We start from the raw sequence: 21,425 nt of genomic DNA, 5'->3' as shown, positions 1-21,425 counted from the left end.
CGCGGAACGAAAGATCAAGTTATGTTGCACATGTCCGTAATGTCCTGAATCACCCACCTGATCTACGTTCGTGAGCACAGCGCGCCCCCCCATGACCCAGAGCAGTCGGAACGCTCCGCTCGATGCGTTGCGCCATGATGCCTCGAAGCTCCTGCTCGCCCTGTTCGACAACGCTCTCGTGGGCGTCTATGTCATACAGGACGGTCTGTTCGCCTATGTAAACGAAACACTGGCCCGGCTCTTCGGCTACACGCAAGACGAGGTGTGCGGCCGGCTCGGGCCGCTGGATCTGACCGACGCCGACACGCGGGAACACGCGGCCCAGGAAATCGACAAGCGCGTGCGTGGCGAAGTACGTGCGAGCTTCTACGGCTTCAAGGGCACACGAAAGGATGGCAGCACCTTCGACACCGAAGTGTTCGGTGTCGCCACCGAGTTCCAGGGCCGCCCGGCGATCATCGGCATTCTGATGGACGTCTCGAAGCGCGTGCATGCCGAGAAAGAGGCCGCCGACCAGCTCGCGTTCATTCGGGGCCTGGTGGAAACCATTCCCAATCCGGTGTTCTACAAGGACGCGACCGGCGAATACCTGGGGTGCAACAAGGCCTTCGAGGCGTTTCTGGGCGCATCGCGCGAGTCCTTCGTGGGCAAATCGGTGTTCGACCTGTCACCGAAAGAGCTGGCCGAGCGCTACCACGCGGCCGACCAGGCCCTGTTCGATGCCCCCGGCACCCAGACATACGAAGCGCAGGTCAAGAGTGCCGACGGCAGCTACCGGGACGTCATCTTCAACAAAGCCACCTTCAATCGCGCCGACGGTGAGCTCGGCGGTCTGGTGGGCGTGATTCTCGACATTACCGAGCGCAAGGAACTCGAAGCCCGCATTCGCCAGGACGCCTATTTCGACAGCCTGACCGGCCTGCCCAACCGCCGTCTGTTCGAAGACCGCGTGGGCGAAGCCTTCAAGCTGGCCAAGCGCCACCACACAAAGCTCGCCCTGCTGTTCATCGACCTGGATCGATTCAAGGAAGTGAACGACACCCAGGGCCACCACATCGGTGACCAGTTGCTCATCGAGGCCGGCCAGCGCATTGGCAGTTGCCTGCGCGAATCGGACACCGTTGCGCGCTGGAGCGGAGACGAATTCATCGTGGCCCTGTCCGATGTGAGCGATGCCGGCGACGCCACCCGCGTGGTGGAAGAAGTCATCGGGCAGATCTCGCGCCCCTTTCATCTGTCCGGTCAGTTCGCCCAGGTCACCGCCAGTGTGGGTCTGGCCATGTACCCGGACGACTGTGACAACATCGAAGCCCTGTTGTCGTGCGCGGACCAGGGCATGTATGCCGCCAAATCCGCCGGGCGCAACGGCTACTGCCAGTTCGTGCCGGCGCGCCAGGCGGCTGCGCGGGCGCGCCGCGATCTGGCCGTCGACCTGCGCGATGCGCTCTCGCGCCACGAGTTTCACCTGCACTACCAGCCCATCATCGACCTCAAGAGCGGACACATCGTCAAGGCCGAGGCCCTGCTGCGCTGGAACCACCCGAGCCTCGGCAACGTTCCACCGGACCGCTTCATTCCGCTGGCCGAAGAAATGGGCCTGATCGGCCCCATCGGCGACTGGGTGTTCCAGCAGGCGTGTCAGGACGTCATGCGCTGGAACCAGCAGCGGCCCGCAGAGCATCCCATGGTGCAGGTGAGCCTGAACAAATCGCCACGTCAGATTCTGGACGGCACCAGTGAAGTTCACTGGCTCGATTACCTGAACGATCTGGGCGTACCGGCCGACTATCTGAATATCGAGATCACCGAGGGGCTGCTGCTCGACGCCAGTGACGAGGTCTTCCGCAAGCTGGACATCTTCCGTCGCGCCGGCGTGGAGATCAGCCTGGACGACTTCGGCACCGGTTACTCGGCCATGTCCTATCTCAAGACCTTTGCCATCGACAACATCAAGATCGACCGCTCCTTCGTGCAGGACATGCTCTCGAGCCCCAGCGACCAGGCCATCGTTGAAGCCGTGATCGCCATGGCGCACAAGCTGGGCGTGCGCGTGGTGGCCGAAGGCATCGAAAGCGAAGATCACCGTGCCCTGCTCATCCGCGAACAGTGCGATTTCGGCCAGGGCTTTCTCATCGGGCGCCCCATGCCTGTTGCCGAGTTCATGGCGCGCATCCAGGCCGATGCGCCCGCCCGCCAGGTGCCCCGCTTCGAGATCTGAACCGGACACCGGAAGCACGCATGCTTCAAGCGCATGCGTCACCTGCATAAATTCCATTTGCCGCTGGCAGGGCGGCGGTTTATGTTGCCTGATCCCCTTCCTCCAAATACGCCCTGCCCCATGACAGCTTCAAGCGACCGCACCAAGGTTCTCATCGCGGGCATCTGCGGCCTGCTCCTCGCCGTTGGCGTGGCACGGTTCGCATACACCCCGCTGCTTCCGCTGATGCGCGAGCAAGCCGAACTGGGCGTCGCAGAGGCGGGCTGGCTGGCCGCGATCAATTACATGGGCTACCTGACAGGCGCGCTCATCGCCTCACGCATCGATAGCCTGAAGCTCAAGGATCGACTGTTTCGCATCGGCATGCTGGTTGCGGTCGGCAGCACCGTGATGATGGGGCTGTCCGACCATTGGGTGATCTGGGCCATTTCCCGCTACATTGCCGGCCTGTCGAGCACGGCCGGCTTGTTGCTGGGCACCGGTCTCGTCCTCAATTGGCTCATGCGGCACAACTACCGGAGCGAGATGGGTATCCACTTCATCGGCATGGGCGCTGGCATCGCCGGCTGCGCCGCCGCAGTGGCGCTCATGGACCCGGTGCTCGACTGGCGCGAGCAGTGGTTCATCTTCACCGGGATCGCCGCCATCCTGCTGGTGCCGACGCTCGGCTGGCTACCCCCGCCCGACACGAGCGGCAAAACCACCAGCGGGAAGGCCATGGTGGACAACCCCCCCAGCCCGGCCTTCCTCCGCCTGTTCATGGCAGCCTATTTCTGTGCCGGCGTGGGTTATGTGGTCTCGATCACCTTCATTGTCGCCATCGTTGATGACCTGCCTGCAACGGCAGGCTATGGCAACCTGGCGTTCATCGTCGTGGGGCTGGCAGCGGCGCCGGCCTGCATCAACTGGGATCTCATCGCCCGGCGCACCGGCGATCTCAATGCCCTGATCCTGGCCTCGGTGCTGCAGATCATCGGCATCCTGCTGCCGGCACTGAGCAACTCGATCGCGATGGTCATGCTCGGTGCCGCGCTGTTCGGGGGCACCTTCATCGGCATGGTGAGCCTGGTGCTGACCATGGCCGGGCGCTACTACCCCACACGCCCCGCCAAGATGATGGGCAAGATGACGATTTCCTACGGGGTGGCGCAGATCATTGGTCCGGCGATCACCGGCAAGCTGGCGGAGCACCTCGGTGGCAGCTATGCCGCGGGGCTGTGGATGGCGGCCGGGGTCATGGTCATCGGCACGCTCATCCTGATCGCACTCAAGGGCGTGGAGCGTCGCGACAAGGCCCTCTCCACGGCAACGGGCCTCGGTGCGCAGGCCTGACCGCCCCGCAGGGCGGCCAGAAGTGCATGATTAACGAGCGAACCTGTTTGCTTCGACAATGTGCTGACGGAAGCTGAAGACGTTTTCGTCGCGCGGATCCACACTCACTTCGACCCAATGCACGTTCTGGGAGCCGAAGTTTTCAACGCGAGTCACGTTCTCGATGGTTTGTACGCCTGCGTCGACCGTGGCCGCTGCCAGCGGTTTGTCCACGCGGAAGTAATGGCTGTCGCCATGGGCGATGACCACGGGCTTGCCAAAGGCAATGGCGCGCGTGCTGATGAGATCGAGCACGGCGTTGAAGCCTTCACGCTGCCGATCGGTGGCATCGAGGTCGAAGTTGGGGTTGGCCTGCATGGCGATGAGGACACCGCGTGCGCCAGTGGCGGTCGCCCGGTCGAAAATGGCGTTGATCCAGGCCAGTGCGGCGGCCTGACGGGCCTCGAACTCCGCGATGCGATCGGCACGCGGTGATTCGTATGAATCGTTGGGGTCGATCTGGTTCCAGGGCGCCAGGTCGTTGTTGCTGCCCACCACGTGAATCGTACCCATGACGGTGCCGGCGAACTGCCAGAGGGTGTTCTCGACGTAGGCCTCGTGCCCCGGCATGCTGGCCTGGCTCTCGACCCGAGCCTTGCGCCCCCCGGTGGTCACACCTGCCTCGGGGTAGAAGATCTCGCGCAGGCGCGCGAGACGCTCGGTGGGCAGGTAGCCGCCGTTGCTGGTGCGGTGACAGTCGGTCCATTCGTTGTCACCGGGGGTGAGGATGAACGGCACGTCAAAGGTCTCGAACTGCTCGAAACGGTGAATGAACAGGGCATCGTCACAGCGCTCGCTACCCGCCTTGATATCACCGGTGTGCACGACAAAACGCACTTGATGGTTGCGGTTGATGTCCTTGATGACCCGGTCGAACATCGGCTCCCGGGCCGCGCCGTAGGGGGTGTCTCCGATCAGCGCGAACGAGCCGGCCTGCGGAAGGTGATGTCCCCGGTCGTGCGCGCGACCATGCTCACGATCATCTGCATGAGCTGCCATCGGCAGCGCCAGTGTCGCCAGCACGAGCGCCAGCCGCCTGATTTGAACCTTCATCGTTTTCCCCTGAGTTGAGTGGAGGCACATGCCTCGCGCCACACTCTAGGGGGCCGACTTTGAAGGGATATTTCACGCCCATGATTCTCTTGTGCAATCAGGGTTCGTCAGGCAGGGAAAACGCCCCGTCGTGAAACGCGGCGAGCACCGCCTGCGCGTCAGCCAGCTGACTGGACGGCACCAGCACCCGCACCCCGCCAACCGCCACGCCAATGAGTGAATGCGTCTGCACCAGATGGGCATCCGCCACCATGGCGTCGACGCCCGCCGCCTGAAGACATCCGCACCACAGGTGCGCCTCGGTGGGGTCGAGGCTGCGTGCCACCAGGGTCCAGTCGTCGCCTTCCTGCATCCGCTGCTCCTCTGTGACGACATGCGCCACGGGTCCATTGAAAACATCTGTTGCCAATCGTAAAGCTTGTTTCCGCCCTGCCGTAAGTGTTGTTGACCCGATTGACCCGATCGCGTGCCAGGCGAAGGCACGCGTGTCGACATTGAAAAAAACAATTCGCCGATCCAATGCGATGAGGGCATACCATGTTTTCAAATCTTTCCATTCGCTGGAAGACGCTCGGGCCGGTGCTGGCCATGGGCGTCATTACGCTGGTACTGGCCGGCTACAGCGTCAATAACGCCAGACAGAGCGAAGCGATCACGACCGAGCTGGGCTCCCGCTTCATGCCGGCCGTCAGCACCTTGCTGGAAGCCGATCGCGACCTCTACCAGGTCCTGGTGGCCGAGCGCACCTGGCTTGTCACCGGCAACGATGGCAACCAGGCCAAACTGCTCGATCAGATCAATGAAAACCGACAGCAGTCCGCCGATCGCGTCGCCAAGGTGGCCAACATCACGATCGGGCTCCCGCAGATTGCCGGCCCCGCTGCCGGACTGGTGAAGAACTATCTGAGCGAACGCGCCAAATGGGAAGCCCTCAACAACCAGGTGGTGTCCCTGCTCAGTCGTGGCGAAATGGACCAGGCGCGCGCGCTGAGCAAGGGCGATGCCGCCAGGCAGTTCAGCGCCATGCGCGACCAGATCGATCAACTGACCGGGCTGATCAACGATGCAGCCAAGACAGCAGAAGCCGCCGCTGAAAGCGCAGCACACCAGTCCTACACGGGTTCGGTGATCGCCGGGCTGATCGCGCTGGTCATTCTCGCCATCGTGCTCTTCACCCTGCCGCGTTATGTGTTGTCGCCACTGAAGACACTGAACGACAAACTGCGTGAAGTGGCCGCCGGTGGTGGCAACCTGAGCGCGCGTCTGCCGGTGAATTCAAGCGACGAGCTGGGCCAGATGGCGGGCAGCTTCAACCAGTTGCTCGAAAACCTGGGGAGCATGTTCAGGCAGCTGCGCGGCGATGCCGAGCAGCTCACCCAGGGCATCCAGAAGCTTGAGAAAACGCTGGGCGACATTGGCCGCCGCTCCGAGGCACTGGCCGACATTTCGACCTCCAACGCCGCCAGCATCGAAGAGATCACGGTGAGTGTGTCGCATATCGCGGACAACAGTCACGACGCCGACACCATGGCGCGCGACACCGGCCGCCTGACGACGGATACCGCCCAGGAGGTTGCCACCATTGTCTCCGAAGCACAGTCATCGGCCGAGCGGGTGCGCCAGCTCTCGATGGTGCTGTCCGGGCTCGATAACCGTTCGCAAAGCATTCACGGCATCGTGGGCGCCATTCGCGAAATTGCCGATCAGACCAACCTGCTGGCGCTCAATGCCGCGATCGAAGCAGCGCGCGCCGGCGAACAGGGCCGCGGCTTTGCCGTGGTGGCCGATGAAGTGCGCAAGCTGGCCGAACGCACCGGCTCGGCCACCCTGGAAATTTCCGACATGCTCGACGGCATGCGCCACGAGACCCAGCAGGCGGTGGGCGTGATGGAGCAGACCGTCACGAGCGTGGAGCGCAGTGCCAACCTGACCGGCGATGCCCAGACCCGCATCGACGACATCGGCCAGCGCATCGGCTCGGTGGTGGAACGCATGAGCGAGATCGCCCTGTCCATTCAGGAGCAGCGCAGCGCCACCACCTCCATCGCGCAGAGTACGGAGGACATCACCACGCGTGTTCAGGAAACCGACGTTGCCTTGCAGAACGCCCGCAGCACCGTCGACCAGCTCGCTTCGCTCGCGCGCAACACGCAATCCCAGTTCCAGCGCTTCCAGTTGTAATGTCACCCCTGTCCGGGAAGCATGCAAAATCCTTTTCCCTGCGCCAGATCGCCGTTCTCGCGGTCGGTCTGGGCATCTTGCTGCCGGCCATCGTGTTCGGCACCTGGTCGCTGCAGACGCGCCTGGACGATGAGCGCCGGTTTTACGTCGAGACACTGACCAACCAGTACGCCGATGTCCTCGCGCAGGCGGCGGCCATCCCGTTGTGGAATGTCGACGTGGATGCCGTCGACAGCCTGGCCGACGCCCTGCTGCGCAACCCGGACGTGCTGCTCGTCCGGGTCGAGGAGCTCAACCAGGGCATCTTTTCCGAACGTGGCGAACTGGCCGACGTCCCGGAAGCGTCGATCCACACCGTCCGGCGCACCGTGATTCATCAGGGCGAGCCCATCGGCACCGCCACCATTGCCATGAACACCAGCAATGTGGATGCCCGGCTCGCCGGCGAGATGTTCTCCGCCATCACCACGCTGACCGTTCAGGTCGCGCTGTCGATGATCCTGGTGTATTTGGCGCTCGACCACCGGGTCATCCGCCCGATCGAAGACATCAAGCAGGAAGCCGTCCGGCTGGCAAAGGGCGAACTCGACAAGCCGCTCTACTGGAGCCGGAATGACGAGATCGGCCAGCTCGCCGGTGGCCTCGACGTGATGCGTCAGGCACTGCGCGAGGTGATTGGCGAGATCGACCTCAAGAAGGTGGAGCTTGAGCAGGAACTGGAGGAGCGCATCGCCACCGAGGAGGCCCTGCGCCAGACGGAAGCCAAGTTCAAGACCCTGTTCAACGCCTCACCCATCGCCATTGCGGTGGCCATCCGCGAACTGGACTATGCGGTCATCGAAGTGAATGAACAGTGGATCAGTCAGTTCGGCTACACCCGCGAAGAAGCCCTCGGCAAGACCGGAACCGAGCTGGGCGTGTGGGCCGACCCCAACGACCGCCGCAAGATCATCGACCAGATCGAACGCACTGGCCAGCTTGGCGCCTACGACGCCTGGGTATACGCCAAAGGCGCGCGCGACCCCATTCTGTGTCGTATCAGCGCACGCTCGGTCGAGGTCGGCAAGCAGCGCATGGTGCTGGTCTCGCAGCAGGACATCACCGCCCTGCACCGCCACGAGCAGGAAATGATGCAATTGAACAACCTGCTCGAACAGCGGGTGGAAGAACGCACCGCGGCCCTGAGCCGGACCAATGAAGACCTTCGCACCGCCGTCGCCAAACTCGAGCAGGCCCAGCATGAGTTGCTGCAGCGGGAAAAACTGGCCGCGCTCGGTGCCCTGGTCGCCGGTATCGCTCACGAACTGAATACGCCCATCGGCAACAGCGTGACTGCCGCCAGCACCCTGCACGACCAGACGCAGAGCTTTACCACTCAACTCGAGTCAGGCATCACCCGATCCGCCCTGGACCGCTTTGTGGAAAACACGCAAACGGCCTCGGACATTGTGCTGCGTAACCTGCAGCGGGCGGCAGAATTGGTCACCAGCTTCAAACATGTGGCCGTGGACCAGACCAGCGACCAGCGACGCAGCTTCCCGCTCGATGAAGTGGTCAACGAAACCCTGCTCACGCTCGGCCCCTGCATTCGCAAGAGCGGTCACCAGGTAATCAAGGAAATCAGCGAGAACGTGATCATGGACAGCTACCCCGGTGCGCTGAGCCAGATTCTCGCCAATCTGGTGAACAACGCCTTCATCCACGCGTTCACGGACAAGGAACAAGGCATCGTCCGCATCGAAGCCGGCCCACTGGGCGACGACGAAGTGATGCTGGTGGTCAGCGATGACGGTTGCGGCATTGCCCCGGAGCACATCGGTCGCATCTTCAACCCCTTCTTCACCACCCGTCTTGGCGGTGGTGGCAGCGGCCTGGGCCTTCACATTACCTACAACCAGGTGACCGGCATGCTCGGGGGCAAGATCCACGCCGAGAGCGAGCCCGGTCAGGGCGCCCGCTTCGTCCTCACGATGCCGCGCATCGCGCCCCGGCGCGACGACATCAAGACCCTGGCAGACTGACCCAAGCAGGCCATACCGGCATGGATCCGGCTCAAAGCTGGCGCCAAAGGCCTCGTTCCGCCCCGCCTGGCAGTCGCGACAACGGGGTGTGATACCCGCAACGGCCATCGACGAACCCAACGACAGACGATGGGGGAGACTCAGTTGAGGGCCGACGTCTCGGCCACAGACTGTCCCCATTCGATGAGCTGGCGGACGGCTTCCTCCTTGAAGTCGGTCGTGAAACGTTGCTTGCTCACCACCTCCTCCCGTGCCCAAACCTCAGGCCGACAGTACTTCCGGCCTCCCGGACTGTCCATGATTCTGCGGGATCACGCTTGGCTCAGTGGCATCAGACACGCTCAACCGGTCGAACGCAAGTCAGCGCACTCATCAGTGTCAGACTGATGCCATTCCAGGCCGGACGTCGGCTTCTTCGACGCGATCAGCCCGCACAAACAGCGGACTCTCCACAACAATCTGCTCCAGGCGCCGCGTCGCTTCATTGACCTGCTTGCCGATAAAAAGGGAGACCTCGGTATCGGGCAGCGCGGGCAGAGCGTCATCAATCACGACCAGATCGTCCTCGACCGTATGCAACGGGATGATGGCGACGCCAATACCCGCTCGAACTGCTGCGAGCACCCCCGTCCGACTCTGACTGGTAAATGCAACCCGCCATGGAATTCCGGCGCCATCAAGTGCCCGACAGGCGTAGCGCCGGTGGTAACAACCTTCCTCAAACACGGCCAATGGCAAGACGGGTTGCGACAGAATGTCGTGGTTCCGGGCGCAGACCCAGACCAGGGTATCGCGACGCAGGCGCAAACCGTCTTCGGTGCCGGCGAGCATTTCCACCAGTGCGATGTCCAGTTTGCCGCCCTCCAGCATATCGACCAGCCGGTCTGGGCGGTGATCGCAGAAGACCTCCAGCTCGGCCTCCGGGTACTTGAGGATGAACGCCTCCAGCAGCGGCGCGAGCGTGCGGCTGGCGTACTGATCGTGGGTGCCGAGGCGGACTTTGCCGCCAATGTCCATGTGCTGAAACGCGCCCACGATTTCGTCGTGCAGGTTCAGCAACTTGCGGGCGTGCCCGGTCAGTTGCTCTCCGGCGGAGGTCAGTCGCACCCCGTGCTGACCGCGCTGCATCAGCGGATTCGCCACCAAGGCTTCAAGCCTGTTCAACTGCATGCTGACCGTCGACGGTGCTTTGTGCAGCAAGCGTGCGGTTTCGGTCAGATTGAGCGTTTCGGCTACGACGACAAAGGTCCGCAACAGATTGATGGGCAGGTCGATCATGGCTCAGTTTTCAATTTAATTGAACATAGATGTGAATATTTATCGATGTACCACGCCAGCACAAGACACTACGATAGCACCAAGTCACCAGAGTGCTGGGTTTTCAACAAACGCAGCCGCAATCAGTTTTCATCATTCTTGAATCAATCTCAAGGCCAGCGGAGCCACGCGATGCGAATGACCGTCACTTTCGGCATCAACCAGATCATCAGCCACGGTTTTGGTCTGTTCCTGTTCGCGGCGCTCGTGCCGCTCATGCAGGCGGAGATCGGCATCACCCACTGGCATCTGGCGACCATCGGCGCGTTGACGCAATTGGCGTATCTGGGCGGCGCGATGTTGCTGGGCGTGATTGGCCACCGCATCGATTCCGGTCGTCTGATGCTGTCTTCCGGAGTCGTCACCAGCGTCCTGCTGTTCAGCATGGCCAGCCTTCACGATCCGATGCTGATGCTCGTCGCGCTCACGGTGATGTCCGCGAGCGCAGCCATCAGCTGGGGCGGTATTGTCGAGCTGGTCACCCGCTACGGCCAGCCGGAGCACCACGCCACCAGCCTGTCGACCGCCTCCAGCGGCACGGCGTGGGGGTATGGTCTCAACGGCTTGCTGATTCTGCTGGTCGTGCCAGCGCTCGGTTGGCGCAGTGGCTGGCTGGCGGCCGGCGTGCTGGGGCTGCTCACCCTTTCCCTGACAGCCCTGGTGCTGCACCAGATGAAGCGCGGCAACGTTCAGGCTTCAAACCCGATGGACGCACCGCCCGTGATGAACACCAGCGAGCTCTTCAAGACGATCTTTCGCGAGCGCACCGCGTTCTACGCCTGCCTGGTGTGCTTTCTGGTCGGTTTCTCGGCCATGCCGTTCTCGACCTGGCTCAATACCTGGCTTGCCGAACTGGCGCTGCCACCCGCACTCGGTGGCTATGCGTGGACCATGATCGGCATCAGCGGCATGGCGGCCGGCTTCCTGATCGGCAAGCTCGCCGACCGCAAGGGCCACGGTCTGGCCCTCGTGCTGATCTTCGGCAGCTTTGCACTCTGCCTGATGGCGTTTCTGCACGACCCGGCGCGGTTCGCGATCCTTGCCGGCTTCGGCTACGGCCTGATGTACTTCCCCATGTGGGGCATTGTTGCCGGCTGGGTCAGCAAGCGGTATCACTCCAAAGCCACCATGCAGATCAGCGGCATCGGCATGGTCACCTTCGGCTTGGGCGGCGCGCTGGGCAACCTGCTTGCCGGCACATTGCAAGAGCTCACCGGCAGCCTGCAGGCCATGTACGGGGTCATCGGCGGCACGAGCCTCGTGCTGACGCTACTGGCGATCAGGGTCTGGCTGGGCGAGCGCCGCGGGGCACCTGCGCCGGATCCGGCGCACTGACCGCCGGACGGCGCCGAACCGAAGGCCAAAAACAGCGGCCATGTCGAGCACTATTGCCAGAACCAGCGGCCCGGTGTAATGTCGCGCGCGCTGCACTGCAGCATAGGTCCAATCCCGCTGCGCCCGGGCTGGCTCAATCCGACAATTTCATGTCGCTCGCATGCAAACGGGCGCCGATGGCGCCACGTCAAATTGAGGCCTTGTTCAGCGTGTGCCGGTATATGAGCGAAGGGTCTCCCGTGGATAAAAAACGATCCGGAACACCAGGCCCCGGGCCCATCCGGCGCGCTGTCGACGCTGATTGAAGGACTTGCACGGACAGCCCTGTTTTCGTGCCATTTTTTGCCGTAATCATGACGAGCTATACGTCACCCCCGAACTGACACATGTTTAAGAACATACTTCCAATCGCCGGCCTCATGAGCGGCGTCGCCCTGCTGTTGACCGGCAACGGCCTGCTCGGCACCTTGCTGGCCATCAAGGGCAATGAAGCCGGCTTCAGCGAAACCCTGCTCGGCCTGCTCGGGTCCGGGTATTTCGCCGGTTACCTGCTCGGCGGCCTGCTTGCCCGTCCGCTCATCCAGCGCATTGGCCACATTCGTGCCTTTGCCTTTTTTGCCGCCGGCCTGGCCGGTATCGCCCTGCTGCACGGCCTGTTCGTCTCGGCAACCACCTGGGTAGTCTTGCGCGTGCTGGCCGGCGCCTCGGTGGTGTCGCTGTATACGCTCATCGAAAGCTGGCTCAACGATCAGACGCCACAGGCTCAGCGCGGGCGCATCTTCGCCATGTACATGATCGTCAACCAGACATCCCTGGCCCTTTCTCAGCAGATCCTCGGCTTCGATCTGGGCACCTCACTGTCGGTCTTCATGATTTCCGCGTTCTGCGTCTGCTTTGCCGTGATGCCGGTGGCGGCGACCCCGCTGGCGCAGCCCACCGTTCACAAGACCAGCGGCTTCTCACCCTGGCCGCTGCTGCGCCGGGCACCGGTTGCGGCCACCAGTGCCGTACTGACCGGCATGGCGATCGGCGCATTCTGGAGCATGGGACCGGTCTATGCATCGCGCACCGGCTACGACAACGACTGGATCGCCCTGTTCATGAGTGCGGGCATCCTTGGCGGCGCACTGCTGCAGTGGCCACTGGGCGCTTTGTCCGATCGCAGCGATCGGCGCACCGTACTGGCCTTCGCGGCAGGCTGCGCCGCGCTGTCGGCCGTGCCGCTCCTGTGGGGTCATCTGGGTGCAACGGCCGCGATCGCGGCCATCACCCTGTTTGGCGGCTTCGGGTTTGCGATCTATCCGATTGTCGTCGCCCACCTGGTCGACCACCTCAGCGGGGACGAAATCGTCTCGGGCTCGAACGTGGTGCTCCTGCTCTACGGAATCGGCGCAGCGATCGGGCCACTGATGGTGGGTCTGATGATGTCCTGGGTGGACAATTCAGCCCTGGCCGTTTGGTTCATCGCCACCCACGTCGTGCTCATGCTGACGGCCCTGGTGTCCCGACGCCGCGTCCGCGACGATGTGGTCGAACACACGCCTTACGTCTCGATGATGCGAACTTCGTCCGAGGCACTGGAGCTGATGCCGGCTGCGGAGCCGTCCAGTCACAGTGACGACGCGCCAGTGGAGGCCCGCAACACCGGTCATACGTGATCTGAAACGCGCACGCGCGCCGATCTCCCTCCTGGCGCAAACGCGCCATTGAAGGTTTCCAGGAATGCCCTGCATCGCCTGGAGACAATCTCTCTTCGTGCCCACAGCCGGATGCAAATGGCGCATCCGGCCAGCACGATGTCGCTTTTGAGAAATAACGCTTCGAGCTCTGCCACCAAAATGAACTGGCCCCGTTGGACTCCGATTCGCTCGGTCACGGCGTGGATCCAAGGCTGCATCCAGAACGATCACAGGAGCATTCCCCATGAGCAGCAGTTCAGAGACGGTTCTAGAGCCGGGTATTGATAACAAGCAATTTTGGGGGTTGGATTTTCACAACCCGGTCTTTCCAATCACGGCGACGCTGATTGTCGCCTTCATCATCTACGCCCTCTTAGATCCTGCGCAGGCCAGTGCGCAGATGAGTGCAGCACGCACATGGTCGATCGAGCATTTCGATTGGCTATTCATGTTTGCAGGCAACCTTTTCGTCATCTTCTGCATCGCGCTGATATTTCTCCCGGTCGGCAAGGTGCGTCTTGGTGGCCCGACCCAGCGCCCGGAATACTCCACCTGGTCCTGGTTCGCCATGCTCTTTGCTGCCGGCATGGGCATCGGCCTGATGTTCTGGAGCGTGGCCGAACCGGTGGCCTACTACACCGACTGGTACGGCACACCGCTCAATGCAGCGGCACGAACGCCGGAAGGCATGCGCGCCGCGATGGGTGCCACCATTTTCCACTGGGGGCTTCATCCGTGGGCCATCTACGGTGTCGTCGCCGTCGCAATCGGGTTCTTCACCTTCAACATGGGCCTGCCCCTGACCCTGCGTTCGGCCTTCTACCCGATCATTGGCAATCGCGTCCGCGGCTGGGGCGGTCACGTGGTCGACATTATCGCCGCGCTGGCCACCATGTTCGGTCTGGCCACTTCGCTGGGCCTCGGCGCGCAGCAGGCCGCCAGCGGCATCCACTTCCTGACCGGCCTTGAAAACACCCTGGGTCTTCAGCTGGCAATCATCGTCGGGGTCAGTGCCGTGACCATCCTGTCAGTGTGGCGCGGCATCGACGGTGGCGTGAAAGTCCTCTCCAACATCAACATGGTGCTTGCCACCATCCTGATGGTGTTCGTGGCAATCGCCGGTGGTTTAGTGGCCTACGTGAAAGGGCTGGGGACGAGTCTTGTCGACTACGCGGAATACATCCTGCCCCTGTCCAACTGGATCGGACGTGACGACCAGACCTGGTTCCACGGCTGGACCGTCTTCTACTGGGCCTGGTGGATCAGCTGGTCACCCTTTGTCGGCATTTTCATCGCCCGTGTCTCCAAGGGTCGTACCGTCCGTGAAATGATCACCGCCATTCTGCTGGTGCCGACCCTGGTGACCATCCTGTGGATGACCGCCTTCGGTGGCAATGCACTGACAGAAGCCTCTACCGGTGTTGGCGAGCTGGCCAACGGCATTGGCGACGTGTCCCTGGCCATGTTCCAGATGCTTGAGCACTTGCCCCTGACCGCCATCACCTCTGCCCTCGCCGTCATGCTGGTGCTGGTGTTCTTCGTGACCTCCGCCGACTCGGGGTCCCTCGTGATCGACTCCATCACGGCCGGCGGCAAGACCGACACCCCGCGTACCCAGCGGATGTTCTGGGCCATCCTGGTGGGCACCATCGCCGGCATTCTGCTGTCGGTGGGCGGCAAGGACGCGCTCAGCGCACTGCAGGCTGGTGCAGTCACAACAGGCCTGCCTTTCACGGTCGTGCTGCTGATCATGACCGTGGGTCTGTACAAGGCATTGCACCAGGAGCGCTACGCCTGAGCGCCGAGTCGGCGCCAGGGAGAGGCGCCGACAATCAATACCCGGCAAAAGGGGCCGCCCACTGGGCGGCCTCTTTTTCCTTCGAATCGGAGATCCAACCGGGGCTTCAAGCCGGCCGTGGTCGGGTCTGCTTCTTCGCGATCTCCGGCGGAAGCGCATCGGCGCCGGGACAGCTCCCGCCCCATGCTGTCGGGCAACCACCCTGATCACGCGACGACGCGTCTCGGGGGCCATCGGACCATTCATAGAGCGTCGGCATATCAAGTGCTCGGTGGGAGGCTCATTCAACCAAGAAACACTGCAGCGCCAGATGGAGAAGAAGCGGACGGTCGAGTTCAGAGCGCATAGCCATTGCGCATTGCACCGAGTGTTGCGCCAAGGCACTATGCAACACCCCATGCGGTGCAACGCACTCCGTTCATTTCACCCGAAGCGGGAATGCCGAGTGGGGCTTCGTCACCGCTACCCGGACAAGCGGCTCCTGCTCAATGCCCCTTTCCATGACGCCATGGCCAACCAGATCATCAGGGATATGAGATTCGTTCTTGCAATAGTCGTTACATTTTTTTCTGTGCAGTGCTTTGCCGCAGACTGGGAGGAAAACCCTGAAATCAAGGAGTTTTTCAGACGTTCAGGCGTTACGGGAACGTTCGTCGTCTACGACGCCAGCTCCGGACATTTTGCAGGCCATGACCAGAGGAGATCCAAAGTACGGTTTGTACCTGCATCTACCTTCAAAATCCCCAACAGCCTGATTGGCCTCTCTGTCGGTGCCGTGACCAGTGTTGATGATGTTCTTCCCTACGGGGGACAGGATCAGCCATTCGATGCATGGGAAAAAGACATGGGCTTGCGAGATGCCATTGCCATCTCCAATGTTCCAATCTATCAGGAGTTGGCTCGTCGCATCGGCTTGGCGAAAATGCAAGAGCATGTCTCGAAGCTCGGCTATGGAAATGCAGATATCGGAACGTCTGTCGATACTTTCTGGCTCGACGGACCGCTCAAGATCAGCGCTCAGGAACAAGCGGTTTTCTTATCCAGGTTGGCTCAAGATCAGCTTCCAGTATCAGTTGAAATTCAACAGAGCGTTCGAGATATCGTGCTTCAAGACCAAGGTGAGAACTGGCAACTCTATGGAAAGACCGGCTGGGAAAATGCGCCCGAACCGGGTGTCGCCTGGTGGGTTGGCTGGGTCGTCAAGGAGAATCGCGTGTACTCCTTTGCCTTGAATATCGACATCAGGAAGCCGTCTGACGCGAAGAAACGTCTTGAGATCGGCAAAGCCAGTCTCAAGGCCCTGGGTTTTCTGTAAGCGCGCGGCGCCTGGCACGTTGCAGCCGTCTGACTTGCCGAGCACATGGTGCGCCTCTGCTTCGAGGCTTTTTCAGTCTCAGGCTGAAGGGTTGCCAGCGCCCGGTCAGGGGCGAACCGGGGCATCGAGAGCGGGTCACCGAGCTACGGGAAAATCGCGAGCACCTGCCGACGCAGTCTCGCTCAGATGCGCCTTTCGACCGCCTGGGTCCCTGTGTCGCGAGTGGTGCCCCTGAGAGAACAACCGCCGCCGTCACGCCCGGACGGAATTGGCGCGGGCTTCGAGCGCAAAGCGAGTACAGAAAACGCCGATCACCGACGCCACGCACGTCGGCGACAAAGGAGCGGCGTCAGTGTCGGCTTCAATGCAAATAACGTACCATGGCTCGAAGCGACGCCCGCAGTCTGCGCCGCGCAAGACAGCCAAGGCGTTCAGCCAGTGGGGGCACGGGCAAATATTCACGAGTCGAGGGCCTAGATTGGAATTTGGGGAGTCAGACAGAGTGAGTTCGAGCACGTCGTCAGCGACACGTCCGACGCCGAGCCGGCCGGCCGGCGTGGATGGGCTCAGTCCTTCGGCGCGTGCTTTTGCGCTCCCTCAACCGTCACGCCCATTCGATAGCCCGCTGCGCCACAGCAACCGGCCGTTCACGCGCAGCGACGAACTGACGGGAGATGTGCCTGAAGAGAACACCCGGGTCGGGTTCCTGCTGCTTGAGCATTTTTCGCTCATGGCATTCACCGGGGCGCTCGATGCCATCGTGACCGCCAATCTGGTCAACGGGACTCCCCTGTTTGCCTTTCAAACCTTCGGCCTGGAGACAGAGCCGGTTCGCAGTGACCTGGGCATCCAGGTATCGGTGGACGCAACGCTGCCCGATGCCAGACTGCATGCCCTCGACCTGCTCATCGTATGTGGCGGTTATCGCTCAAACCTGCAGGCCCAGCGCACAGAACTCGACATCTTGCGCAAGGCGGCACGCGCGCAGATCGCTCTGGGCAGCCTGTGGAATGGCGTTCACCTGCTCGCGGCGGCAGGACTGCTCGATGGCTATGCGTGCACGGTTCATCCGGAGAGCCGGCCCGGCCTCGAGGAAGCCTATCCGAACGTGCACGTCCAGCCCCTGCCCTTCGTGATCGATCGCGATCGTCTCTCCTGCGCCGGCGCCAACAGTGCGCTGGGCATGATGCTCGCGTTCATCCAGCAAAGACATGGCGACGAAATCACCAGCGGCATCGCCGACATTCTGGCCTGCGACCGGAGCATGGACGACGTGAAAGGGCATTCCATGCCCTCGCTCGCGCGCAGCCCGACCCTGCCGGCACCGTTACGCCTGGTACTTGAGCTGATGGAAAACAATATCGAAGAGCCGCTGACCATGGAAGATCTCGCCCGCCTGGCCGAGATTTCCCTGCGCCAGCTGGATCGGCTCTTTCAGCGTCACATCGGCACCAGTCCCGCGCGCTATTACCTCGAACTGCGCATCACCCGCGCTCGGCGGCTGTTGCTCCAGACCTGCGATCCAATCACCAGCATCGCCATTGCCTGCGGCTTTACCGGCGCGCCCCACTTCAGCCGGTGCTACCGTGAGTTCTTCGGTGAGACGCCCAGCGACGCACGCCGCAAAAGCACCTGAGGTTCAGGGAAGCACGACGGTCCGTCCGCCGCTCAGGAACACACGTCGCTCAACGTGGTAACGCACGCCACGGGCGAGCGCCTGGCATTCCATGTCCCGACCGACCGACAGCAGTTGCTCGGCGGTGTAGGCATGGGTGACGCGATCGACCAGTTGCTCGATGATCGGGCCTTCGTCCAGATCGGTGGTGATGTAGTGCGCGGTCGCGCCAATCAGCTTCACGCCACGGGCATGGGCCTGATGGTAGGGCTTGGCGCCCTTGAAGCCGGGCAGGAAGGAATGGTGGATGTTGATGGCCCGGCCCGAGAGCTGCTCGCACAGGTCTTCTGACAGCACTTGCATGTAACGGGCCAGCACGATGAGCTCGGCGCCCGTCTCTTCGACCAGCGCCATCAGCTTGGCTTCCTGCTCGGGCTTGGTGTCTGCCGTCACCGGAATGTGGTGATAGGGCAGCCCATCGGCGTCGGCGAGGTAGCGCAGGTCCGGGTGGTTGGACACCACGCCCACAATATTAACCGGCAACTCGCCAATGCGCCAGCGGTAGAGCAGATCGCGCAGGCAGTGATCGAACTTGGACACCATGATCAGAATGCGGGCACGCTCGCTGGCGTCGTGCAAGGCCCAGCTCATGCCGAAGCGCTCGGCAACCGGCTCGAACTGCTGGCGCATGGCGCCGGCGTCGAATTCCGCCCCCGCGGGCGGCCGGAATACGCAGCGCACGAAGAAATGCTCCGTCAGCTCATCGTCAAAGCACGAGAACTCGCTGATGTAACACCCCTGACCATCCAGAAACGCGGAGATCGCGGCCACCTCACCGATCGAACTCGGGCAGGATACGGTGAGTATCCATCGATGCTCTGGTTTCATACGTGCATTCCTCTAGTGTGTACGCTCGCCACGGTACGCCACGGCGGATACCCCCACTTGTCTGTCTGCGACATCCTGTAGCCCGTGGAAGACCTGGCTCCAGACCGCCTGCGCACGCCCGTCGGCGGCCGCAATCAGGTCGCCTCGACGCTCGGCAAGTTTGGTACGCTTGGCGCACCGGACCGCGTGCAATGCCTCGCGTTTGTCCGGGGGTACAGATCGTTCAACCTTGTCATCACCGCCGGAATTCATGCCCCTCGCCAATCCATTGCAGAACGTCGACACCCTGCTGAACCTGTCCACCGCCCAGACGGTGATCGAAGCGGCGGCCATCCTGGCGTTCGCCGCCTCGGGCCTGATGGAGGCCGAGCGCAAGAAGCTCGATCTGGTGGGGGTGTGCATGGTGATGGGCCTGACGGCCTTTGGCGGCGGAACGCTGCGCGATGTGCTGCTCGACCGGCGCCCGTTCTTCTGGGTGGAGCATTCGAACTGGCTGTGGGCCTTTCTGGCCCTCGGATGCGTTTCGATGCTGATTGTCCGCAGCCGTTACTTCGACCCCACGGAGCGCGCCATGCAGTGGCCCGACGCCGTGGGCCTGGGCCTGTTTGCCGCCAGCGGCACGCAGATCGCGCTGGCCGCTTCGATGCCCGCCATCGTCGCGGTGCTGATGGGCACGATCAGCGCCGCGTTCGGCGGCGTGCTTCGCGACATCGTGTGCAACGAAGTGCCAAGAGTGTTCAGCAGCCACCGCCCTTACGCGATCTGCGCCTTTGTCGGCGCCTGGTGCGTGGTGCTGGCCGATCAGTTCAATGCCGCAGACTGGGTGGGCCTGATTGCCGGCGCCGCTGTCACCTTCGTGCTGCGCGCCCTGGCGCTCACCTTCGACTGGCGCCTGCCGGGGTGGCGGAACCCATAAGGGCAACCCTGGCCAATGGATTTGCCAGCGGCACGTGTTCAGGCGCCGCCGCACGGGGCGCCTGAATCACCAGACACTTGGCGAGCACTTCGTCATATTCGGCCGCCGCGGTCGAATCGGCGGTGATACCACTACCAACGCCGTACTGCCCTTCCCCGCGCGCCATATCGAGCGTCAGGGTACGGATGGGCACATTGAAAACGGCGTCGCCGCCGGGCCGGATGAGCCCGATGGCGCCGCAATAGACACCACGTGCCGAACACTCTCGCCGGGCGATGATGTCCATGGCCTTGATCTTGGGCGCCCCCGTGATCGAGCCGCAGGGGAACAGGGCCGCAAAGATCTGCGCGAGGTCCACGCCGGGTCGCAGGTCGGCCTGAATCGTCGAGGTCATCTGCCACACCGTCGGATGGGCTTCGAGCCCGAACAACGCCGGAACGCGAACCGAATGGGGGCGGGCGATGCGGGACACGTCATTGCGGATCAGGTCGACGATCATGAGGTTTTCGGCACGGTCTTTCTCCGACGCACGCAGGGCGTCGGCCATCGCCCGGTCCTCTGGCGCTGTTGCGCCGCGCCGTGCGGTGCCTTTCATGGGCTTGAGGGTCAGGCGCTGGCCGTCGCGGCAGAAGAACAGTTCGGGCGAGAGGCTGAGGATGCGATGGCGCCCGACGGCAAGATGTGCGCAGTAGCCACCCGGCTGGCGGGCGCGCAGCTGCTCGTAGAGCGCCAGATCGTCGCCCCGGAAGCTGCCGGCCAGGCGTAGCGTGTGATTGATCTGATAGACGTCCCCGGCGTGGATATGCGCCTGTATGGCCGCGATGTCGTCATTGAAGCGGCGCCGGCCGGTCGTCGGCGTCCACGCCAATCCGCTCACCCCGGAGTCCGTCATCGGATCCTGGGGCGCAGACGGTTCATCGAAGACACCGAACCAGACCAGGGGCAGCTCGGTGATTCCGCGAAAGTGAAAGGCACGATCGAAGGCCGCGGCCGCCTCGTAGCATACGAACCCGGCGACCCAATGACCGTCCCGCGAGGCGGCATCCGCCTGTGCCAGCACCTGGGCAACCTCGCCCGGCGCGCGGGCAACGAGCGTGCGGCAAGGGGCGGTAAAGCACAGCGTTTCGCTGACACCGTCCGCGCCAGGAAAATCAAAGCGCAGTCGGGGGGTGTCGTCCGCCACAGCGTTCATGCCCATCTGTCTGACGGCCGCGAACCGCTGCGATCGGTTTGTCCACCGGGGGTCCCGGTAGACAACCGACCGGCGCGGCCTTCAGGCGTCGCAGGCCCGCAAGGCCCGGCGACGAATCGATACGCCGACGCTGTCCGCGATATCGAAGATACCGGGTTTGGACACCGACACCCCGACCGACACCAGCGGAAAATCGGCGAGCAGGCTGTCGGCAACGTTCTGCGCAAAGTATTCGAGCAGCTCGCAACGATTGAGTAGCGCATGGCGACGCACGGCGGCGATGATGTCACCGTAGTCGACCGCGTCATCGAGGCGATCGTTGAAGCAGGCCCGGGACTGGGCCAGGCCCAGTTCGAGATCGATCACCAGCGGCTGCGGCGCATGACGCTCATGTTCGTAAGCGCCGATCAGCGCCTCGACACGCAGCCCGCGCAGGAAAATGCTGTCATCTCCTGGCGCAGGCGCGGCACTGGCCCGTTGGGGCCGGGCCGTCACTTCGGCGGTTTCAATCTTCATCGGACCGCCC

The 21,425-nt window shown here is 62.8% G+C and carries 16 protein-coding genes; 10 read left to right on the top strand and 6 right to left on the bottom strand.

The features are described 5' to 3' along the window. Positions 1 to 70: 70 nt before the first annotated feature. Positions 71 to 2,218, top strand: coding sequence for a putative bifunctional diguanylate cyclase/phosphodiesterase (locus J0W34_RS06920; protein ID WP_230971164.1), 2,148 nt, complete (start codon positions 71 to 73; stop codon positions 2,216 to 2,218). A 120-nt stretch (positions 2,219 to 2,338) separates the two neighbouring features. Continuing rightward, a complete protein-coding gene (locus J0W34_RS06915) occupies positions 2,339 to 3,550 on the top strand; it encodes a YbfB/YjiJ family MFS transporter (protein WP_230971163.1) in 1,212 nt (403 codons plus the stop codon). A 30-nt stretch (positions 3,551 to 3,580) separates the two neighbouring features. Here J0W34_RS06915 and J0W34_RS06910 read toward each other — a convergent pair whose 3' ends face one another. Both J0W34_RS06910 and J0W34_RS06905 read right to left on the bottom strand, forming a co-directional pair. Then, a complete protein-coding gene (locus J0W34_RS06910; RefSeq protein ID WP_230971162.1) occupies positions 3,581 to 4,642 on the bottom strand; it encodes a metallophosphoesterase in 1,062 nt (353 codons plus the stop codon). A 97-nt stretch (positions 4,643 to 4,739) separates the two neighbouring features. Further along, positions 4,740 to 4,994: a putative signal transducing protein gene (locus J0W34_RS06905; RefSeq protein WP_227816779.1), complete on the bottom strand. Its 255-nt coding sequence runs from the start codon at positions 4,992 to 4,994 to the stop codon at positions 4,740 to 4,742. Between the two features lie 185 nt (positions 4,995 to 5,179). On the opposite strand from J0W34_RS06905, the gene J0W34_RS06900 reads away from it, so the two are divergent. Then, positions 5,180 to 6,823, top strand: a complete 1,644-nt coding sequence (locus J0W34_RS06900; RefSeq protein WP_230971161.1) for a methyl-accepting chemotaxis protein — start codon at positions 5,180 to 5,182, stop codon at positions 6,821 to 6,823. Next, complete coding sequence (locus J0W34_RS06895) at positions 6,823 to 8,844, top strand: ATP-binding protein (protein WP_230971160.1); 2,022 nt, start codon at positions 6,823 to 6,825, stop codon at positions 8,842 to 8,844. The genes J0W34_RS06900 and J0W34_RS06895 overlap by 1 nt, the downstream gene beginning before the upstream one ends. 378 nt (positions 8,845 to 9,222) lie before the next feature. Here J0W34_RS06895 and J0W34_RS06890 read toward each other — a convergent pair whose 3' ends face one another. After that, complete coding sequence (locus J0W34_RS06890; protein ID WP_230971159.1) at positions 9,223 to 10,122, bottom strand: LysR substrate-binding domain-containing protein; 900 nt, start codon at positions 10,120 to 10,122, stop codon at positions 9,223 to 9,225. Positions 10,123 to 10,293: 171 nt separating this feature from the next. Between J0W34_RS06890 and J0W34_RS06885 the strand changes: the two genes are divergently transcribed. The 5 genes from J0W34_RS06885 (at position 10,294) to J0W34_RS06865 (ending at position 17,924) form a co-directional block, all read left to right on the top strand. Next, positions 10,294 to 11,496, top strand: coding sequence for an MFS transporter (locus J0W34_RS06885; RefSeq protein WP_230971158.1), 1,203 nt, complete (start codon positions 10,294 to 10,296; stop codon positions 11,494 to 11,496). 386 nt (positions 11,497 to 11,882) lie between these two features. After that, positions 11,883 to 13,154, top strand: a complete 1,272-nt coding sequence (locus J0W34_RS06880) for an MFS transporter (protein ID WP_227816774.1) — start codon at positions 11,883 to 11,885, stop codon at positions 13,152 to 13,154. Between the two features lie 265 nt (positions 13,155 to 13,419). Continuing rightward, the gene (locus J0W34_RS06875) at positions 13,420 to 14,973 is read left to right on the top strand and encodes a BCCT family transporter (RefSeq protein ID WP_227816773.1); all 1,554 of its coding nucleotides are present in this window, start codon (positions 13,420 to 13,422) and stop codon (positions 14,971 to 14,973) included. 532 nt (positions 14,974 to 15,505) lie between these two features. Then, positions 15,506 to 16,288: a class D beta-lactamase gene (gene blaOXA / locus J0W34_RS06870; protein ID WP_407941168.1), complete on the top strand. Its 783-nt coding sequence runs from the start codon at positions 15,506 to 15,508 to the stop codon at positions 16,286 to 16,288. Between the two features lie 502 nt (positions 16,289 to 16,790). Further along, positions 16,791 to 17,924 carry a GlxA family transcriptional regulator gene (locus J0W34_RS06865; RefSeq protein WP_230971156.1) on the top strand — a complete coding sequence of 378 codons (1,134 nt, stop codon included), beginning with the start codon at positions 16,791 to 16,793 and terminating at the stop codon, positions 17,922 to 17,924. A 3-nt stretch (positions 17,925 to 17,927) separates the two neighbouring features. Here J0W34_RS06865 and purU read toward each other — a convergent pair whose 3' ends face one another. Next, positions 17,928 to 18,791, bottom strand: coding sequence for a formyltetrahydrofolate deformylase (gene purU, locus J0W34_RS06860; RefSeq protein ID WP_230971155.1), 864 nt, complete (start codon positions 18,789 to 18,791; stop codon positions 17,928 to 17,930). Between the two features lie 250 nt (positions 18,792 to 19,041). On the opposite strand from purU, the gene J0W34_RS06855 reads away from it, so the two are divergent. After that, positions 19,042 to 19,707: a trimeric intracellular cation channel family protein gene (locus J0W34_RS06855; protein ID WP_230971154.1), complete on the top strand. Its 666-nt coding sequence runs from the start codon at positions 19,042 to 19,044 to the stop codon at positions 19,705 to 19,707. On the opposite strand, the gene pabB is transcribed toward J0W34_RS06855, so the two are convergent. Both pabB and folB read right to left on the bottom strand, forming a co-directional pair. Beyond that, positions 19,667 to 20,899, bottom strand: a complete 1,233-nt coding sequence (gene pabB / locus J0W34_RS06850; RefSeq protein WP_230971153.1) for an aminodeoxychorismate synthase component I — start codon at positions 20,897 to 20,899, stop codon at positions 19,667 to 19,669. The genes J0W34_RS06855 and pabB overlap by 41 nt on opposite strands. An 81-nt stretch (positions 20,900 to 20,980) precedes the next feature. Next, positions 20,981 to 21,415, bottom strand: a complete 435-nt coding sequence (folB, locus tag J0W34_RS06845) for a dihydroneopterin aldolase (RefSeq protein WP_230971152.1) — start codon at positions 21,413 to 21,415, stop codon at positions 20,981 to 20,983. Positions 21,416 to 21,425: the final 10 nt, after the last annotated feature.

This window comes from Nitrogeniibacter aestuarii, assembly GCF_017309585.1.
Taxonomy (GTDB): domain Bacteria; phylum Pseudomonadota; class Gammaproteobacteria; order Burkholderiales; family Rhodocyclaceae; genus Nitrogeniibacter; species Nitrogeniibacter aestuarii.
This window is presented reverse-complemented; position numbering and strand designations above follow the sequence as displayed.

Coding starts and splice junctions, on each gene's coding strand:
- J0W34_RS06915 (WP_230971163.1), top strand. CDS start 2,339: ATGACAGCTTCAAGCGACCGCACCAAGGTTCTCATCGCGGGCATCTGC.
- J0W34_RS06890 (WP_230971159.1), bottom strand. CDS start 10,122: ATGATCGACCTGCCCATCAATCTGTTGCGGACCTTTGTCGTCGTAGCC.
- purU (WP_230971155.1), bottom strand. CDS start 18,791: ATGAAACCAGAGCATCGATGGATACTCACCGTATCCTGCCCGAGTTCG.
- blaOXA (WP_407941168.1), top strand. CDS start 15,506: ATGAGATTCGTTCTTGCAATAGTCGTTACATTTTTTTCTGTGCAGTGC.
- J0W34_RS06880 (WP_227816774.1), top strand. CDS start 11,883: ATGTTTAAGAACATACTTCCAATCGCCGGCCTCATGAGCGGCGTCGCC.
- J0W34_RS06855 (WP_230971154.1), top strand. CDS start 19,042: ATGCCCCTCGCCAATCCATTGCAGAACGTCGACACCCTGCTGAACCTG.
- J0W34_RS06905 (WP_227816779.1), bottom strand. CDS start 4,994: ATGCAGGAAGGCGACGACTGGACCCTGGTGGCACGCAGCCTCGACCCC.
- folB (WP_230971152.1), bottom strand. CDS start 21,415: ATGAAGATTGAAACCGCCGAAGTGACGGCCCGGCCCCAACGGGCCAGT.
- pabB (WP_230971153.1), bottom strand. CDS start 20,899: ATGAACGCTGTGGCGGACGACACCCCCCGACTGCGCTTTGATTTTCCT.
- J0W34_RS06895 (WP_230971160.1), top strand. CDS start 6,823: ATGTCACCCCTGTCCGGGAAGCATGCAAAATCCTTTTCCCTGCGCCAG.
- J0W34_RS06885 (WP_230971158.1), top strand. CDS start 10,294: ATGCGAATGACCGTCACTTTCGGCATCAACCAGATCATCAGCCACGGT.
- J0W34_RS06910 (WP_230971162.1), bottom strand. CDS start 4,642: ATGAAGGTTCAAATCAGGCGGCTGGCGCTCGTGCTGGCGACACTGGCG.
- J0W34_RS06875 (WP_227816773.1), top strand. CDS start 13,420: ATGAGCAGCAGTTCAGAGACGGTTCTAGAGCCGGGTATTGATAACAAG.
- J0W34_RS06900 (WP_230971161.1), top strand. CDS start 5,180: ATGTTTTCAAATCTTTCCATTCGCTGGAAGACGCTCGGGCCGGTGCTG.